This is a genomic window from Bacillus cereus group sp. N14, from assembly GCF_016483555.1.
GTDB lineage: Bacteria > Bacillota > Bacilli > Bacillales > Bacillaceae_G > Bacillus_A > Bacillus_A wiedmannii.
On sequence record NZ_JAEHBQ010000023.1, the window covers coordinates 1 to 17778 of the forward strand.

Genomic DNA, 17778 nt, shown 5'->3' on the forward strand with positions numbered 1-17778 from the left:
CCACTTGCTGATCCTACGAAGTCACCTTTTGTTACTTGTAATACTTGCTCTTTCATTTTGCATTCTCCTCTCTTTTTCTTTTATTACAAAACTTTTATTATACTAATACGCTTGATAGAAATACGATTAATGCCGTTAATACTACTGCTCCACTTGCTGATCCTACGAAGTCACCTTTTGTTACTTGTAATACTTGCTCTTTCATTTTGCATTCTCCTCTCTTTTTTCTTTTATTTCAAAACTTTTATTATACTAATACGCTTGATAGAAATACGATTAATGCCGTTAATACTACCGCTCCACTTGCTGATCCTACGAAATCACCTTTTGTTACTTGTAATACTTGCTCTTTCATATCTTTCATTCTCCCTTCATTTGTTTTTTGTTACAAAGCTTCTATTATACTAATACGCTTGATAGAAATACGATTAATGCTGTTAATACTACTGCTCCACTTGCTGATCCTACGAAGTCACCTTTTGTTACTTGTAATACTTGCTCTTTCATTTTATGTATCCTCCTTTTTAATAAGTTATCTATATGTAATTTCTAAGAAATGTTTATTTCATAGTTTTTATGTTAGCGTTACATTAAAGTTATTAACGTAACGTTTGTAACATTAATGTAACATAACTATTGTTACGTTGCAATATAATTACGTAAATTTTATTACACTTTTTTTACGTTTTTTTATAAACACCCTTAAAAACCCTATTTTAATGCACTTTCTACTAAGTTGAAGTTTGTAATGTTATTGTAATATTACAGTCATATAACGAAATACCTTCATACCTACCTCTATTTTTGTTACAAATTAAAGTGCATATTCAAAGTAATAAGATGACGCCTATCAAATTTTTACTGACGGTTCACGCGAGATAAAATACGATTTTTCCAAGATAAGTTTATATGTTTCCTCTATATAACTATGTATAATAAAAGCAAAGAGGTGGTCATTTTGAAATTAATCGCATTAGATATGGATGGTACGCTACTATCATCTAATCTTGAAATCTCCAAAGAGAACTTACAAGCTATCCAAACTGCAAAAGAGGCTGGTCATATAGTCATGATTTGTTCTGGTCGTGCAAAAGAGGATGCTTTGAAATTATTGGAAGAATATAAACTATCTCTTCCAGTTGGAGCGAGCAATGGGGCAATTGTTTATGTGGATGGAAAAGTAATTAACTCGCGTTGTTTACAAAATGATAAAGTATACAAGCTTGCAAAATTACTAGAATCTGAAGGTTTTCCTTATAAGCTATATACGAATAAAGGAGTTTATTCTCCATATACATGGCAAGATCAAGTCATGCAAGCGTTCGAAGAAAACAAGCATGCACTAGATGTTACACTTGAAGAACTTGAAAGAATTACAGAAAAACAAAAGAAATCAAACTTAATTACTGATTTTCAAAAAATCGAAGATGTTGTAAATAATCCAGAATTAGAAATATCTAAATTCTTCATTTTGACATTTAATGCAGCGCATCGTGCACAGCTATTAAGCATGTTACAAGAAGACACTGATATTTCAGTTACCGCATCAGCTCCTACTAATGTAGAAATTATGGATAAGCACGGTCATAAAGGGAACGGTCTACAAGAAATGGCTGCTTATTTCAATATACCAATTGAAGATACTATTGCAATCGGGGACAACTTTAATGATGTGCCAATGTTACAAGTAGCTGGCTTATCAGTTGCAATGGGAAATGCTGAAGAAGATGTAAAAAAACTATGTGATGTCGTAACATTAACAAATAATGAGCATGGGGTTGCTCACGCAATCGAGAAATTTGTATTGAAACAAACTTCATCTAGTAAATAAAAAAAGGACTCTTTCAATTTGAAAGGGTCCTTTTCTTTTATACATGATGACAAGCAACAAAATGCTCTTCACCAACATTACGGAATTCTGGTACCGTTTGTTTACAAATATCTGTTGCAAACGGGCAACGTGTATGAAAGCGACAACCCGAAGGTGGATTTGCTGGACTTGGAATATCACCCTCTAGTATAATCCGCTCTCGCTTCACTGTTGGATCTGGTATTGGCACAGCTGATAACAATGCTTTTGTATACGGATGCAGTGGGTTCGTAAATAACTCATCACGCGGCGCTGTTTCCACAATCGTTCCTAAATACATAATTCCAATTTTCGTACATAAGTGCTCTACTACGCTTAAATCATGTGAAATGAACAAATAAGATAGTCCCTTTTTCTCCTGTAACTCACTAAATAAATTAATGATCTGTGCTTGAATAGATACATCTAGTGCTGCCACAGGTTCGTCAGCTACAATAAATTCTGGATTTAATACCATTGCTCTTGCGATAACGATACGCTGACGTTGTCCACCAGAAAACTCATGAGGGTACCGGTCAATATGATATGGGGCTAAACCACATAACTCTAATACTTCTGTCACTTTTTCACGAACATTTTCTTTCGTCGCTAGTCCGTGAGCCAACATCGGCTCGCCAAGTGCTTCTCCAATTCTCATTCTCGGATTTAATGAGCTAAATGGATCTTGAAACACAAGCTGCATATTAGGACGATGTTTTCTCAATTCCTCTTTTGATAAAGAATGAACATCGTGTCCTTTAAACTTCACTTCTCCCTCCGTTTTTTGAACGAGACGTAAAATTGTTTTTCCTATCGTCGTTTTTCCGCTTCCTGATTCACCAACGAGACCGAACACTTCCCCTTTATTAATAGTAAAACTTACTCCATCAACTGCTTTTACATGTCCAACCGTTCTACTAAATATGCCGCCTTTAATCGGAAAATATGTTTTTAAGTTTTTTACTTCTAATAATGGTTCACTCATTGTTCCGCACGCTCCTCATATAACCAACAAGCTACTTTATGATTTTCATCATGTACATTCAGATTTGGCGCTTCTTCTTTACATATTTCCATACAATGCTCACAACGACCGCTAAAGTAGCAAAATTCATCCAAACCAACTAAATTAGGAACTTGCCCTGGAATAGAATATAGTTTATCTATTCGTTTTCCCATCACTGGTTTTGATTTCAACAAGCCCTTCGTATACGGGTGTTTCGGATTTTGGAATATCTCTAGTACTGGTGCTTCTTCAATCACTTTCCCACCATACATAACGACAACGTAATCAGCCATCTCAGCTACAACGCCTAAATCATGTGTAATTAATAAAATTGATGTTTTAAATTCCTCTTTTACTTGTCTTAATAAATCTAATATTTGAGCTTGAATTGTAACATCAAGAGCCGTTGTCGGTTCATCAGCAATTAATAACTTAGGATTACAACTAAGTGCAACAGCAATCATAATACGTTGTAACATTCCACCACTCAGTTCGTGCGGATAAGAGTGGACGATTTCATCCGCACGAGCTATGCCGACTTTACGAATTAACTCAATTGCCTTCTTATATGCTTCATTTTTACTAAGTAATTCATGCTCTCTTAACGTCTCTACAATTTGTTCACCTACAGTGAAGACAGGATTTAGCGATGTCATCGGCTCTTGGAAAATCATCGCAATATCATTTCCTCGTAAACTACGAAGCTCTTTCTCTTTCATTCCTAAAAGACTTTTTCCTTCATATAAAATATCCCCACCTACTACACTGCCTGATTCAGCAATAAGTCCCATAATGGATAAAGCTGTTACACTTTTCCCGCAACCCGATTCACCTACAACACAAACAGTTTCACCTTCTCGAACTGTAAAACTAACGTGATTCACAGCTTTTACTGTCCCTTCTTCTGTCTGAAAGTGTGTTTGTAAGTCTTTCAGCTCTACTACCGCTTTACTCATACCTTCTCACCTACCGTCTCATCTTTGGATCTAACGCATCACGAAGTGCATCACCAAGTAAATTAATGGATACAACTGTTATAAAGATTGCAAAACCAGGCGGAATCCATAACCACGGTCGCTTTTGGAAATCAATTAACGAGTTAGCTGCGCTAATCATATTCCCCCATGATGGTGTAGGTGGGACGACTCCGAGACCTAAGTAACTTAGTGCGGACTCACTCAAAATTGAACCTGCAACACCCAAAGTTGCTACAACAATAAGCAACGGAAAGACGTTAGGAATTAAATGATGAATAATTTTCCGAGAATCCTTTAATCCTAATACATCTGCTGCTTGCATAAAGGCTTGCTCCCGCAATGTTAAAATTTGTCCTCTCACAAGCCGGGCAAGTCCTGGCCATCCTACTAAACTTAAAATAATCATTACAACATATAAACGGTATTCCGATGGTAATTTCCATTCTGATAAAATTGCTCCCATTATAATAAGTAGCGGTAATCCCGGAATGGACATTAACACATCCGCAACACGCATAATTAAATGATCTACAACCCCTCGATAAAAACCAGCAATTGCTCCTAATAAAGCTCCTAGTATAACGGATAATAGCATCGACGCTAAACCAATTGTTAATGAAATACGCCCTGCTTGCATAAGTCTAGTTAAAATATCCCGTCCCAACTGGTCTGTTCCAAGCCAATGTGACAGGCTGGGTGGTTTATTAATTTGTGTTACTTGTACTTTCCCATCAGCATACGGCGAAAAGATTGGACCGATAAAACTAAATAAAAACATAAATATTAAAACGTATAAGCCACACAGTGCCATCTTATTTTTCTTAATTTTTTTATACGCTTGGCGCCATGGTGATGATTCATTTCTCTTTTTTCGTTCTTTCTTTTTCTCTATTATTGGTGTAATAGTCTCCATATCTTTCCCCCCTTACTTCAATCGAATTCTTGGATCAACAAACGCATATACAATATCAGCTAAGAAATTAGCCATAATTGTTAAACAAGAAAGAAACATTGTAAAGGCCATTAATACCGTATAATCACGGAAGTTTAATGCTTCTAATTGAATACTCCCAATCCCTGGCCAATTAAAAATCTGTTCAATAATAATCGCTCCTGAAAATAAACCAGGTAATTCAAAAGCAAGTAATGTAATTGCTGGCAAAATTGCATTTTTCAATGCATGTTTATAAATAACGGTTCTTTCTTTTAAACCTTTTGCACGAGCAGTACGAATATAATCTTGCCTAACAACATCCAACATGCTTGTTCTAAAATATCGTGTTAATGATCCTACACCAAGAAGCGTTAAAATAAATACAGGTAGAATCATATGACGTAATACTTCTAATATGTATGCTATTCCTGTTGAGTTACTCCCAATATCAATCATGCCACCAATAGGTAATAACTTTAAATCAACTGCTAATAATTTAATTAAAAATAATCCGATAAAGAATGATGGAAATGACATTGCTGCAAAGACACCGATTGTTACCAATCTATCAAACCAAGAGTGCTGCTTTGTTGCAGAAATAACCCCAATAATAAGAGCAATAATCCAAGTGAAAAATAAAGCTGCAACAGCAACGATAAATGTATTCCAAATAAATTTATTAAGTAATGAAGTTACAGGTTCTTGATACTGTAGAGAAAATCCAAAATCACCATGCAAAGCATTCACTAACCATTGAAAATATCTTTCAATAATTGGTTTGTTTAAGCCATACAATTCCCTTAACTCTTGAGCTCTCTCTGGTGTTAACTTTGGATTTGAATCAATATAATCCCCCGGCAAAAGTGCAAATAAGAAAAAAATAATAATAGATGTACCAAACAATGTAGGGATCATTTGAAGGAACCTACGAACGATATATGTTTTCACCTTTTGTCTCCCCAATCCTATTTACTTAAAAATAGAAGAACATTTTTTCAAAACAGCTACTATTCCATCGCTGTATGAAAAAACGCCTTCTATTATTTAGGTCAACCCTTATTGTTCAATAGATAACACTGGTAAGTTGGAACTAATGCTATCGTACTTTTCTGGATCAATTCCTTTTATACGTGCATTATGAGCATAAAGTAGTTTACGATAGTTTAATAAAATAACTGGTGGATCATCACTTAACTCTTTATACAGTTCTTTATAAATTGCTTTACGTTTTTCAATATCTGTCGTCCCTATACCTTTTACAATCAAGTCATCTACTTTCGGGTTGTTATAACCCGTATCACTTTTTGGATTAGTTGATAAGTAATCACTTACAACTTCACTTGGATCACTAATTCCTGGTGTTGAAACTGCCGCTAAATCGTAGTCACCTTTTCCTACTTTTGAAAGCATCGTATTAAAGTCCATCAACTCTGGATTTAATTCAACACCGATTTCTTTGTAACTTTCTTTTGCAATTGGAATAAAGATATCATTTGTCTTACCTGTATTTGATGCGTAATATGTTAATTTTAGTTTTTGACCATCTTTTTCACGAACCCCGTCAGAACCTACTTTCCAGCCAGCCTCATCCAATAATTTTTTAGCCTTTTCTACGTCATGTGGATATTTATTAATACCTTCTTCTGTATATGCCCATGAAACTGGCGCAATTGGTACGTTAGCAACAGATCCATATCCTTGTAAAGCTGTATCCACATACTTCTTACGATCTAATCCATAAGTAAGTGCTTGACGTACCTTCTTATCCTTCAAATACGATTTCTTATTATTTACATAGATATAAGCAATATCACTTGATGATTCAAGATTAATATTTGCAAACTCTAATCCTTTTAATTGGTCTATATTCTCAGGATTTGCTCTAAATCCACTATAGTCCAGTTCACCTGTTTGGAATAATTGGAATCCAGTATCACCTGATGTGATTTTGTAAATAAAGTTTTTGATTTTTGGTTTACCTGCATAATAATTTTCGTTAGCAACGAAGCGTACTTCTTGACCTGGAACATATTTTTCAAATTTATATGGACCCGCTGCAATTGGTTGCCCATATAATGCTTTTAAATAGTCTAAACTTGTATTTTGTTTATAATCTTTTCCATAATAAGCTTTTGATAGTACTGGGCCACCTAAATTAGTTAGCGCCTGTGAATTAACTTTTTCAGTCGTAATTTTAATTGTCTGTGGATCAACAACTTGAATTCCTTCAATAGAAGTTGCTTTTCCTTCTTTATATTCCTTCCCGCCTTTAACAGCATACTGAGCAATATCCAATCCACCTTCATACGCTTTATCATGAAGTAGTGTTAATGTAAATGCTACGTCATCCGCTGTTAAAGGCGACCCATCACTAAATTTTAAATTTTTACGTAAATGGAATGTATATGTTAACTGGTCAGCAGAAATATCCCATTTTTCTGCAAGGTCCGGAATAGGTTTACTTTGTTTGTCTGTTGTTACTAGTGACGCAAAAATAACAGACGTTACATTTCCATCCCAACCATTATCTTGGAAATATGGAAGGAAAACTCCCCCTGGCTTAGAAATGGCTGTAATAAACGTATCTTTTCGCTGATTTGCTTTCTCTGGACTTTTCTTTTTATCTGTAGCTGGAATTGATTCAATCTTAGAGTCTTTTAAATCCTGCTTTTTTACTGGTTCTGTAGAAGCCGTATCTTCCTGTCCCCCACAAGCAGATAACACAAGCGAACTACTCAGTAATACTGAAAATACACCAGCCCATTTTTTTGTCTTTTTCTTCATTGTCCCCACCCTAACTTTTTTTAATAATTAAACCTTATGAACTGCTTGCCTTATGTATGCCTCCCACAGCAACATTTTATAGTCAATCGGAAAAGTCGGTTTTAATCGTAAAAAATAGATGTTTTTGAGGGGTAACAATCCTATTCCGACCTTTCCGGTAGACTTTATGGTTATTAGCTTATATCGTCAGTTATATTTTGTCAATTCTTTCTAAATAAATATTTCGAAAATTTCTATTCTATCTTTAATTTAGGTAAACTTAATAAAATACCGTTATAGTTATCTTCTTGTAATCCTTGAATTCGTGCATTATGTGCAGACACCACTTTGCTATTATTCAAGAAGATTACAGGCGGGTCTTCGCTTAATTCTTGATATAACTTTTTATAAATTTCTTTTCGCTTTTCAATATCCAACGTTTCTAATGCTTGCTTAGCTAATTCATCTACTTTCGGATTATAATATCCATCATAATTTCGTTTACTTGTTGAAACAAACTCTTCAATCGTTCCGCTCGGATCATCAATCATTGGCGTAGATACCATCGCTAAATCATAATCACCTTTTATCACTTTTGAAATCATCGTATTAAAGTCCATATATTCTGGGTTAAACTCTATACCCAACTTTTTATAATCTTCTTTCATCACAGGAATCATTACATCATTTATTTTACTTGCTGATGAGGCAAAATAACTTACTTTCAATTTTTGTCCATCTTTTTCACGAATTCCATCCGAACCCGCTTTCCATCCAGCCTCATCCAGTAATTTCTTCGCCTTCTCTAAGTTATACTCATATTTATTAATGCCCTCTTCTGTATACGCCCATGAAACTGGCGTAATCGGTACATTAACGAGTGACGCATATCCTTGGAAATACGTATCAATAACCTTTTGACGCTCTAATCCGTAAATAAATGCTTGGCGGACACGTTTATCTTTAAAGTATGGCTTCTTATAATTCATTTTAATGTAGCCATAAGAGCTTCCTGTATACACATTAATATTAGCAAAACCTAAATCTTTTAATTGCTCAATGGTCTCCACGTTTGTCGTAAAACCATCATAATCTACTTCTCCTGCTTGAAATTGTTGTAACTTCGTATCACCCTTTGTAATTTTATAAATAAAGTGCTCAATCTTCGGTTTTCCTTCAAAATAATTTTCATTTGCTACAAATCGAACCTCTTGACTAGGAATATATTGATCTAACTTATAAGCTCCTGCTCCCACCGGCTTCCCATACAACTCTTTTAAATACTCCAAGTGTCCTTGTTTATACTCTTTCCCGTAATACGCTTTAGATATAACTTCTCCACCGATTAATGATAGCGTTTGAGCATTTACCTTTTCAGTCGTAATCCTAATTGTTTTCGGATCAATGACTTGAATTCCCTCAATAGAATTCGCTTTTCCTTCTTTATATGCTTGCCCACCTTTTATTGCTGTTTGGCTTATATCAGTCGCACCACTATAAGTTGGATCATGTAATAACGTTAATGTAAATGCTACATCCTCCGCAGTTAACAGTTTACCATCACTAAACTTCAAATTATCTTTCAAATGGAATGTATATGTAAGCTGATCCTCCGAAATATCCCACTTCTTCGCCAAAATGGGAATTGGTTTCCCTTCCTTATCCAGTCCAACGAGAGGCGCAAAGATAGCTTGCGTTATATTACCATCCCATCCATTCTCCATAAAGTGCGGAAGGAATATCCCTCCAGGGCTCGGCATTCCAACTACAAAAGTATCTTTTCTTTCATTTACTTTTGTAGGACTTTTTGATTTGTCGCTCGCCTTAATAAATTCATCTTTTACTTTTAGTACGTTCCCGGCTTCATTTGTACTTGCTTCCTCTTGACCACATCCGGCTAGTAATACTGACACACTAAGAAATGTAGCAAGTGCTCCTTTAAAAGCATTTTTCATTGCCCTCTCACCTTTACCTTCCTAATTTTTATCGATGCAGGAACATAGGCCTCCTCTCTGTAACTATCTTTATTTTTCCTATAAAAATAGTATGAATTAATTTCAAGATTATTCCTTTCCTTTAAACATGTCAATCGTTCTCTTTTATTTCGTATTAAAAAATTAAAAATTCACTTCTATTCGTTCAGTATGAAACATAGAATACTAATAACCAATTACCAAAAAGGGGGCGAAAACATGGACAACCTATTCCAATACGTCCTGCACTACGTATTATTAACAATTATGATAGTCGGGGCTCTATTACTATTCCCATTCTTCCCAAAGTTCGTCCTCTTTTTAGCTTTTTTTATTATGCTCGGGATCGCCATTATCATTTCAACAAGGGAAGATACGACACAAAAAGAAAGCAGAGTTCAGCGCGTAAAGCTGTAACTCTGCTTTTTTATTTTCAATCCTGATCCGCCGTTTCACATACTTATGTCTCGGGAAATAAGTAACCGATCCAAAAAATCCCTAATATCATTTATGTTTTACAATCTATGTAAATTACGGAACAAAGATGTATCAAATTTACTGTTTCACGTGAAACACAATTTTTATTTTTCTCTTAAAGTAAAATATGAGTACAAAAAAGCGAATCCCTTCAGCAAAGCTGAAGGGATTCGCTTTCTACTTTTTACTCCACAATATTCTCTAACTCATTATATAACTCCGCTCGTAACAACTCTTTCTTCGTTTTTTCTTCATACAATTGTTCAAGCATTTCAACATCAACTACATGTTCCATCTTACACTCAAGCGCATATATATCCTCTTCTACATGCATTAACTCCGTTTCAATACCCTCAACATTCCTAACTTCTTTCTTTTTTACAGGAGCTGTTTCAATATTTTTTCTTCCTCGGCGTTGCTGCTTTATTACTTGTTTCTCAAGCTTTTCTTCCCACTTTTGACGAGCCCATGCGTAGTTCCCTGCAAACTCAAATAATTTATGCTCATCAATCCAATACGTCTTTTCAAATAACTTATTTAAAAAATAACGATCATGTGAAACAGCTAAAATCGTTCCATTATATTGCTCAAGAGCTTCCTCTAAAACTTCCCTTGATTCAATGTCGAGATGGTTTGTCGGCTCATCTAAAATTAAAAAATTGATATCTTGATACATAAGTTGCGCAAGTCTTAACCTCATTTTTTCTCCACCGCTCAGTTGCGTTACTTTCTTAAACACCGCTGGACCATAAAATAAAAACCTAGCTAATATATGTCTCGCTTCTCCCTCTGTTACAGCTACATATTCCCTGAAAGCCTCTAATACATTACTCTTCATATTTCCGTACGCATGTTGTGATAAATAACCGATTTTCACACTACTACCAATACGGATTTCTCCAACGTCTGGTTCTATTTCTTCTAATAATAACTTTAGTAACGTTGTCTTTCCTGTACCATTACGACCAACGATCGCCGCACGCTCTTGAAAACGAACATGTAAATTCGCTTCGTTAAATAAAGGGTGGCCAGCAAATCCTTTACTCACTTCTTTCATTACAACAACATCTTTCCCACTTCTCTCTTGTCCTTCAAACTGGAGTCCCATTTGTTTTCGTTCTAAAATAGGTTTCTTTAGTTTCTCTATACGTTCCAGTGCACGTTCCATACTTCTCGCTCTCTTATGCAATCCTTCATTCGGAGGATTCGCCTGATTTGCCCATTCACGTAATCGCTTAATTGCTTCTTTCATTTTCTTTATTTTCTTTTGCTGTTCTTGATAAGCCTGAAACTCCTGAAGCAACCGTTCTTCCTTTTCCTCAACAAACTGAGAATAGTTCGTATGATACACGTGAATCTCTCCATCTTCTAAATCAAAAATCTTCGTTACAACTTCATCAAGGAAATAGCGATCATGTGAAATGACCATAACCGTTCCATTGTATTCTTTTAAAAATTGCTCTAGCCATTCTACGGCGAATAAATCTAAATGATTGGTTGGTTCATCTAATAGAAGTAAATCTGGTTTCTGCAACAACATGTATGCAAGGCTTACTTTTGTTTGTTCCCCACCACTTAACTCGGAAAATGATCGGAGAAATAGTTCTGTCACCTGTAGACCGTTTGCTACCTTCATCATATTCGCTTCTATTTCATAACCACCAAGAAACGCAAACTTTTCTTGGATTACTCCGTATCTCTCCATTAATCTTTGTAAAGCAGACGGTTCCCGTTCTTCTGCCATATGTTTTTCTAAAGCACGCATTTCTCTTTCTAATTCCTTTTCTGTTTTAAAGGCGGAACTCAATACATCATATATAATCATACCCTCATCAAATTTCGGAATTTGTGCCACATGACCAATACATGTACCTTTCTTCATATGAATGTCCCCTGCATCCAAACTTTCCATTCCAGTTAGAAGCTGAAAGATTGTTGTCTTCCCACTACCGTTACGACCAACTAATCCAACACGTTCACCATTCTTTATTTCAAGCGATATATTTTCAAATATGATGTTTCCACCAAAAGATTTCGTTACATTATTTACACTACAAATTGTCATTTTCCGTACTCCTTTCAATATAAAAAACCAAGGGAAAGAAACATTCCCCATGGTTTTCGGCATAGAAAAAGGAAGCCAAATAGCTCCCTTTTCACACGTTTATTAAAAATGGGTGAAGAGATTTCTATCGTTCAATAGCTACTATGCAATTGTTAAAAAAGGACAGACGTATCCCGTTAACAACTACATCATGAAAAATCGCACGACAAAAATAGATATAATCTAAAAATTTGGCACGTGCAGCTAAAGAACGTTTCATCTCATTCACCTCTTTCGTACGGAATTTAATACTTACTTCTTTATTATACTTCCCCATTTCATGTTTGAATAGTCATTTTTCTGAAAATAATGAAGATAGACTAAACATTTCAATAAGTGACATCAAATCTTACAACACTGTTATGTTCACGTAATGGAAAGCGATAGTACGAAAAAGCGCCTCCCTATACAATAAAGATGTAAACAAGAGAGACAACAAAAGGAGGAAAACAATCATGATGAAAGAAATCGTAAAAGCAATCTTTGAGGTATTAGTGAACGGACAAGCAGTTGTAAAAGAACTAAACGAACTATAAAAAGGAGTGAAGGAATATGATGAACATGGTAAAAATGATTTTACACGCTCTAGTTGATGCAAAAGCAGTTAGCCAAGAATTAAACGAACAATAAAAAAGGGGTAAATGAATATGAAGAAAGCCATTATTGTAATCGCAAGTACAGCAATTGCCTTATACACAATAAAAAATAGAAAAAAGAAGCACAATAAAAACAATCTATATTATCCATACACATTATTAAAGAAAAAATAAAAGACAAGGTACCCTATCTTAATGAGGATATCTTGTCTTTTATTTTTCCTATCCCCTTTAAAGGATTTCCTTCTCCCTTTCCCGAATGTATTAAGCGGGATTTTTACACACATTTTAAAGGGGCATACATACAAATGGATACACAACAACTATACTTTTTAAACGATATTGGCAAACAAAAACCAGAAAGCATTCGGAATAGAAGCGCCACATGTCCTTTTTGTGACAGAGAAAATTTAACGGATATTTTAGCAACTGAGGACTCAATTATTTGGCTAAAAAACAAATTTCCTACATTAAAAGATACATTTCAAACGGTGCTAATCGAAACAGATAATTGTGAAGACCATATTGCGACATATACAGAAGAACATATGAGATCGCTAATCCGTTTCTCCATTCAACATTGGTTAGACTTACAGAAGAATGAAGAATTCACATCTGTGATTTTATACAAAAACCATGGTCCATTCTCAGGCGGAAGTTTGCATCATGCACACATGCAGATTATTGGAATGAAATATGTAGACTACCTCGATAACGTAGAACAGGAAAACTTCCAAGGAGTAATTGTGCAAAAAAACGAACACATTGAACTCAATATTTCAGATCGTCCTATTATCGGTTTTACTGAATTTAATATCATCATTGAAGATGTTGAATGCATAGATGAACTAGCAAATTATATTCAACAAACTGTACGTTACATACTGACAGATTTCCATAAAGGATGTAGTAGTTATAACTTATTTTTCTATCACTTAAATGGAAAAATCATTTGTAAAGTTGTTCCTAGGTTTGTCGTTTCACCCTTATATGTAGGATATAAAATACCACAAGTTTCTACAAAGCTAGAAGACGTGAAAATACAACTCGCGCAGTACTTCACGAGCGAAAAAGATACAATTATTCACAAAAAAACAGAGTAGGTATAGAAAACCTACTCTTTGATTACACCTTTATTTCGATAGTACACGTCCTCTAACCCGACGTTATACTTCATGTTATTATCCGTCCACTCTGGCCCTAAATTTCCCGGCCATCCAGATGTATTTGCTATATATTTTAGTAATGCAAAATCAGTCAAACCTTTTTGCACCCCGCGCTTATATCCTTTCATTAAATGCGGCATTGCAATTTGCGCATTTGTACGTGGATCTTTCAACTCTTCATCAGTTAAATGCTCTGGTGCAAGTCCGCCACCGCGATGCAATTGAAACAATCCGAATGAAGTTCCATTATCTCCAACACTTCTTGGATTTAACCGACTTTCATGTTCGGCAATTGTAAGAGGTATCCATTCTGGAAGATTGACTTTCTTTGCTTCCTCTATAATAATTTGTTTCATCTGTTTTGCTTCTTCTGAGTCAACATAGCTTGTCTCATTCATTAACTTGCCCATTCCTTCAGACTTTCCTTGGAAATATAAGTATACCCCAAGAACAACTAAAAATCCTACAAAGAATTTCTTCACTACCTCTACCTCTTTCTCCGCTGAAATTTGTCCCCTTTCAGCCTTCTTCCCTTTACAATTACCAACATTCTATCATTCTCTTACCCTTTTATCATAGCAAATAACTATACATATTATCATCATGCTTTAGACCGATTTTGTGAAAAAACAGCTGGTAAATACGTGCAAAAATGTAACTTTCATAGACTATAACTTATTTCTTGTATATAATTGTAAATTGAACTCTACATATAGAATAGGAGCAGACCAAATGAAAAAGTGCATAATACTCTTGTTCAGCATTTTACTACTTATCCCTATCCACACCTCTGCACAAACGTCACCAAAACCAAAAGTACTTGTTTTATATAGTACAAAAGACGATAAAATTACAAATAATATTCAAATCCTTAATATTCAATTAGGCCATTTTACAAACGATATAACTACGAAAAGTTTAAAACAAGCTAATGAAATTACTAATTCATCTTCTTATACACATATTGTCTATATCGGTGAACAAAAGGAAGAGTTTCCTGCTGAAGCAAAACAACTGATAGAAAATTTCTCAGGCCCAGTATTAGTTCTAGGACAAAATGTTGAACAATTATCTAATCGCTTTTCTTTCATTACTCTAAAGGATAGTGATATACGAGTTAATAAAATCGAATATCCAAGCCATAAGCTAAAAAACACTTTAGAAGAGGAACGATTGATTCAATCTTTTGATACAAACGGAACTATTCTTGCTAACGCTGTAAGTTCAAATAGCAAGAACCCACTAATCGTTCAGCATGAAACATCTTATTACGTGGCAACGCCACACCTCTTTGACTGGATGTCTCATTACGTCGGTGAAATGTTATTTTCTTACTTTGGACAAAAGCCAACGACAAATAAAGTAGAGGCTTATTTGCGTCTTGAGGACGTTCATCCGGCCGCAGATATAAATCAATTAAAAGAAATTGCTGAATTACTAAAAGAGAAAAAGATTCCTTACATGATCACTGTTATTCCTGTATATACAGATCCCGAGACAGGTAAAACACTGCATTTAAAAGATAAACCCGAACTAGTCGATCTTTTACGCTCTATGCAAGATGATGGTGCAGCAATTATTATGCATGGTTATACGCATCAATTTTATGATAGTGAAACTGGGGAAGGTTTTGAATTTTGGGACGTAAAAACAGATCAACCAATTCGTCAACCGAAGCATGAAAAACCAAAAACAAAAGATGACTTCCCTAATGTCGAAGCATATAATGCATATGTAAAAAAAGGGGAAGAGTTTGAAGAAAAGTATACGACTGATCATATTGAAAAAGGTATTCAAGAACTTGTAGATGCCAAACTATATCCTGTCGCATTTGAAGCACCTCATTACACGATGTCTCAAAAAGGATATGAAATATTATCAAGGTACTTTTCAACTTATGTAGGACAACTACAGTTAAGTGATACAACTTGGAAATCCATGCACTCACCATTTTATACAAGTACCCCATCATTTTTACACGGGATGAAATTAATGCCTGAAACAGTTGGCTTTATTGAAGAAGATAAGCCACATGCTATTGCAAAGATGAAAGAACGTGCTGTATCTGTTGCTAAATTATCCGATGGAGTTATTGGTGCATTCTATCATCCTTACTTAGGTGTGAAACCATTAAAAGAAGTATTAAAGGATCTAGAAAGTATTCCAAATATAGAATGGATTGATTTACAAAAAGAAACAAATGAAGTGAAAATGAAAGATATTCATATTACGACTAACAAAGATGGCATTCACGTTGAAAAACCAACAAGCGCAGATGACGTAATGGATTATATAAAACAATATGGGTTCTTCCTTATACTTGGTTTCTTCGTCATTGTCTTTCTTTTCCTATTAAGACGCGCGAAAAAATTAGAGTCATAATACAAAACCACCAAGCAGAATGCTTGGTGGTTTTTTTAACTTAAACCAAAACGTGGCATGTTATTAATAACCCATTGATTATTTTCATAAACAAATTCAACTTCTACTTTTTCCGTTACATTATCATAGTCATTATACGTTTCTACCTGCGCTTTTATTTTCCCATCCTTCAAATCGGCAGAAATAATTTTCGTGAATTTAGTCGCTGCTTTTGACCCTGGATCTCCAATAGCATAGTGCATTTTTCCATTTAACTCTTTAATATACTTACTCTTCATATACTCTGCTATAAATGATTTTGAGAAGTACGTAGATAGCGTAGTCTCTAAAGTATCCTTCGTATTATAAATAGGATTCACTAATTCCCCGTATGAAAAATCCCCTAATCGTTTTGGATTTCCTGTTAGTGCAGCCATTTGAACATTAGTAAGTTCCTTCTGTGCATTCCATACTTTCTGTAACATAACATCATCTGCTAATTTCTTATCTTTTTCTTCATTTGATTTCTTTGTATCTAGATTTAAAATAGTTCCATTATCCGTATAAAGATACATATCTCCTGCTACAAAATATAAATAGGATTTAGTTGGTTCAACCGCTTTATTATAAATTACTTTTTCATTTCCACCATTCATTTTCTTCTTATATACTCCATCCTTTTTTAAATAATAAAAAGTATCCCCTTTCACATTCATCTGCAAAGCATCCTTTACCAATAACTTTTCGTTATTTTGTTGAATGTCTATTTCATATATGCCATGCTCAGCTTCATTTGTTTCAAAAGGTAACGAAAAGTCGATAACAGCATATAATTTTTCATTATTATAAGTAGCACTAGATATTGTTGCATAATTTTCTTTTGACCAAGTTTTATTATCTTTTGTCAATTGTGTTCCACGATTTTTATTCCAATGTAGAATACTATCGTCTATCGTTTGAGACCAACCTGAGTTTTTAAATGCCGCTTCTTCTTCCTGCCCCGTTTTCAAATCCATTTTTACTATCCCTACAATATCAAAACCACCATGCTCAGAATATTTTTTCGGATAAAATAAAGTTTGATCTTTTATATAAACATAATTTGTATCCGCTTTTAACGTGTCTAGCTTTTTGTTAGATATATCATACTTCATTAAAGAAGATAATCCCGCATTCTTATCTTCATCCGTATGAATAAAATATAAAGCTTTGTTTTTTATATTTATGTAAGAAACATTTACACCTTCCACTACACGTTCCGAAGTCTGAAATTGATCTTTCGTACGATAAATGCCTCCTGTATTTTTATCACTATTTACCGCATAGTAAACCCATCCATTACTCTCTACCATCTTCCCTTTATTAGAACTGTTTCCAACCGTATTCCCATTTTTCTCATTTTCTTTCATCTGTTTTTCAACTACTGGATCAATTTGTTCTTCCTTCTTTTCCTGTGTTGTGTTTGGATTTATAACCTTTTTTTCTGCCTCACACCCAAACGCTACAAGTGAAAGTGCACCGACCATCATTGTAATAGCTATTTTTTTATACGCTCTCCCCATTTTCTTCCCT

At 34.6% G+C, this 17778-nt stretch carries 19 protein-coding genes; 5 read left to right on the top strand and 14 right to left on the bottom strand.

The genetic code is table 11. The annotated features are described in order from the left end of the window. The 4 genes from JDS82_RS24135 to JDS82_RS24150 all read right to left on the bottom strand — a co-directional run. A partial coding sequence (locus tag JDS82_RS24135; RefSeq protein WP_044881088.1) for a DUF3948 family protein occupies nt 1-56 on the bottom strand: 56 nt, incomplete at its 3' end. 41 nt (nt 57-97) lie between these two features. Further along, entirely contained in the window at nt 98-205 is a 108-nt protein-coding gene (locus JDS82_RS24140; protein ID WP_000664237.1) for a DUF3948 family protein, read from the bottom strand. Nucleotides 206-247: 42 nt separating this feature from the next. Further along, nucleotides 248-364 carry a DUF3948 family protein gene (locus JDS82_RS24145; RefSeq protein ID WP_000654250.1) on the bottom strand — a complete coding sequence of 39 codons (117 nt, stop codon included), beginning with the start codon at nt 362-364 and terminating at the stop codon, nt 248-250. 35 nt (nt 365-399) lie between these two features. After that, a complete protein-coding gene (locus JDS82_RS24150) occupies nt 400-507 on the bottom strand; it encodes a DUF3948 family protein (protein WP_000664237.1) in 108 nt (35 codons plus the stop codon). 451 nt (nt 508-958) lie between these two features. Between JDS82_RS24150 and JDS82_RS24155 the strand changes: the two genes are divergently transcribed. Beyond that, entirely contained in the window at nt 959-1831 is an 873-nt protein-coding gene (locus tag JDS82_RS24155; RefSeq protein WP_000766409.1) for a Cof-type HAD-IIB family hydrolase, read from the top strand. A gap of 37 nt (nt 1832-1868) precedes the next feature. Here the strand turns inward: JDS82_RS24155 and JDS82_RS24160 are convergent, their stop codons facing one another. The 6 genes from JDS82_RS24160 to JDS82_RS24185 form a co-directional block, all read right to left on the bottom strand. Next, a complete protein-coding gene (locus JDS82_RS24160; RefSeq protein WP_001294507.1) occupies nt 1869-2834 on the bottom strand; it encodes an ABC transporter ATP-binding protein in 966 nt (321 codons plus the stop codon). After that, complete coding sequence (locus JDS82_RS24165) at nt 2831-3811, bottom strand: ABC transporter ATP-binding protein (protein ID WP_000030796.1); 981 nt, start codon at nt 3809-3811, stop codon at nt 2831-2833. The genes JDS82_RS24160 and JDS82_RS24165 overlap by 4 nt, the downstream gene beginning before the upstream one ends. Before the next feature lie 10 nt (nt 3812-3821). Then, on the bottom strand, nt 3822-4745 hold the full coding sequence (gene opp4C / locus JDS82_RS24170; protein ID WP_000447957.1) for an oligopeptide ABC transporter permease: 924 nt from the start codon (nt 4743-4745) through the stop codon (nt 3822-3824). 12 nt (nt 4746-4757) lie between these two features. Beyond that, entirely contained in the window at nt 4758-5714 is a 957-nt protein-coding gene (locus JDS82_RS24175) for an ABC transporter permease (RefSeq protein ID WP_000860732.1), read from the bottom strand. Between the two features lie 108 nt (nt 5715-5822). After that, nucleotides 5823-7550, bottom strand: coding sequence for an ABC transporter substrate-binding protein (locus JDS82_RS24180; protein ID WP_000730673.1), 1728 nt, complete (start codon nt 7548-7550; stop codon nt 5823-5825). A gap of 233 nt (nt 7551-7783) precedes the next feature. Next, complete coding sequence (locus tag JDS82_RS24185; RefSeq protein WP_199714082.1) at nt 7784-9484, bottom strand: ABC transporter substrate-binding protein; 1701 nt, start codon at nt 9482-9484, stop codon at nt 7784-7786. Nucleotides 9485-9721: 237 nt separating this feature from the next. Here JDS82_RS24185 and JDS82_RS24190 point away from each other — a divergent pair, with 237 nt between their 5' ends. Next, entirely contained in the window at nt 9722-9919 is a 198-nt protein-coding gene (locus JDS82_RS24190) for a hypothetical protein (protein WP_000369259.1), read from the top strand. A 244-nt stretch (nt 9920-10163) separates the two neighbouring features. On the opposite strand, the gene abc-f is transcribed toward JDS82_RS24190, so the two are convergent. Together abc-f and JDS82_RS24200 are read right to left on the bottom strand one after the other, a co-directional pair. Then, complete coding sequence (gene abc-f, locus JDS82_RS24195; protein ID WP_199714083.1) at nt 10164-12044, bottom strand: ribosomal protection-like ABC-F family protein; 1881 nt, start codon at nt 12042-12044, stop codon at nt 10164-10166. Nucleotides 12045-12168: 124 nt separating this feature from the next. Further along, nucleotides 12169-12303, bottom strand: coding sequence for an RAxF-45 family protein (locus JDS82_RS24200; protein WP_046956655.1), 135 nt, complete (start codon nt 12301-12303; stop codon nt 12169-12171). A 421-nt stretch (nt 12304-12724) separates the two neighbouring features. On the opposite strand from JDS82_RS24200, the gene JDS82_RS24205 reads away from it, so the two are divergent. Both JDS82_RS24205 and JDS82_RS24210 read left to right on the top strand, forming a co-directional pair. Then, nucleotides 12725-12853 carry a hypothetical protein gene (locus JDS82_RS24205; RefSeq protein WP_002109112.1) on the top strand — a complete coding sequence of 43 codons (129 nt, stop codon included), beginning with the start codon at nt 12725-12727 and terminating at the stop codon, nt 12851-12853. 134 nt (nt 12854-12987) lie between these two features. After that, complete coding sequence (locus JDS82_RS24210; RefSeq protein ID WP_000381057.1) at nt 12988-13782, top strand: DUF4931 domain-containing protein; 795 nt, start codon at nt 12988-12990, stop codon at nt 13780-13782. An 11-nt stretch (nt 13783-13793) separates the two neighbouring features. On the opposite strand, the gene JDS82_RS24215 is transcribed toward JDS82_RS24210, so the two are convergent. After that, nucleotides 13794-14327: a transglycosylase SLT domain-containing protein gene (locus JDS82_RS24215; protein ID WP_000713257.1), complete on the bottom strand. Its 534-nt coding sequence runs from the start codon at nt 14325-14327 to the stop codon at nt 13794-13796. A 250-nt stretch (nt 14328-14577) separates the two neighbouring features. Between JDS82_RS24215 and JDS82_RS24220 the strand changes: the two genes are divergently transcribed. After that, nucleotides 14578-16227, top strand: a complete 1650-nt coding sequence (locus tag JDS82_RS24220; RefSeq protein WP_000710542.1) for a DUF2334 domain-containing protein — start codon at nt 14578-14580, stop codon at nt 16225-16227. A gap of 35 nt (nt 16228-16262) precedes the next feature. Here JDS82_RS24220 and JDS82_RS24225 read toward each other — a convergent pair whose 3' ends face one another. Beyond that, nucleotides 16263-17768: a DL-endopeptidase inhibitor IseA family protein gene (locus tag JDS82_RS24225; RefSeq protein ID WP_064469286.1), complete on the bottom strand. Its 1506-nt coding sequence runs from the start codon at nt 17766-17768 to the stop codon at nt 16263-16265. Nucleotides 17769-17778 lie beyond the last annotated feature (10 nt).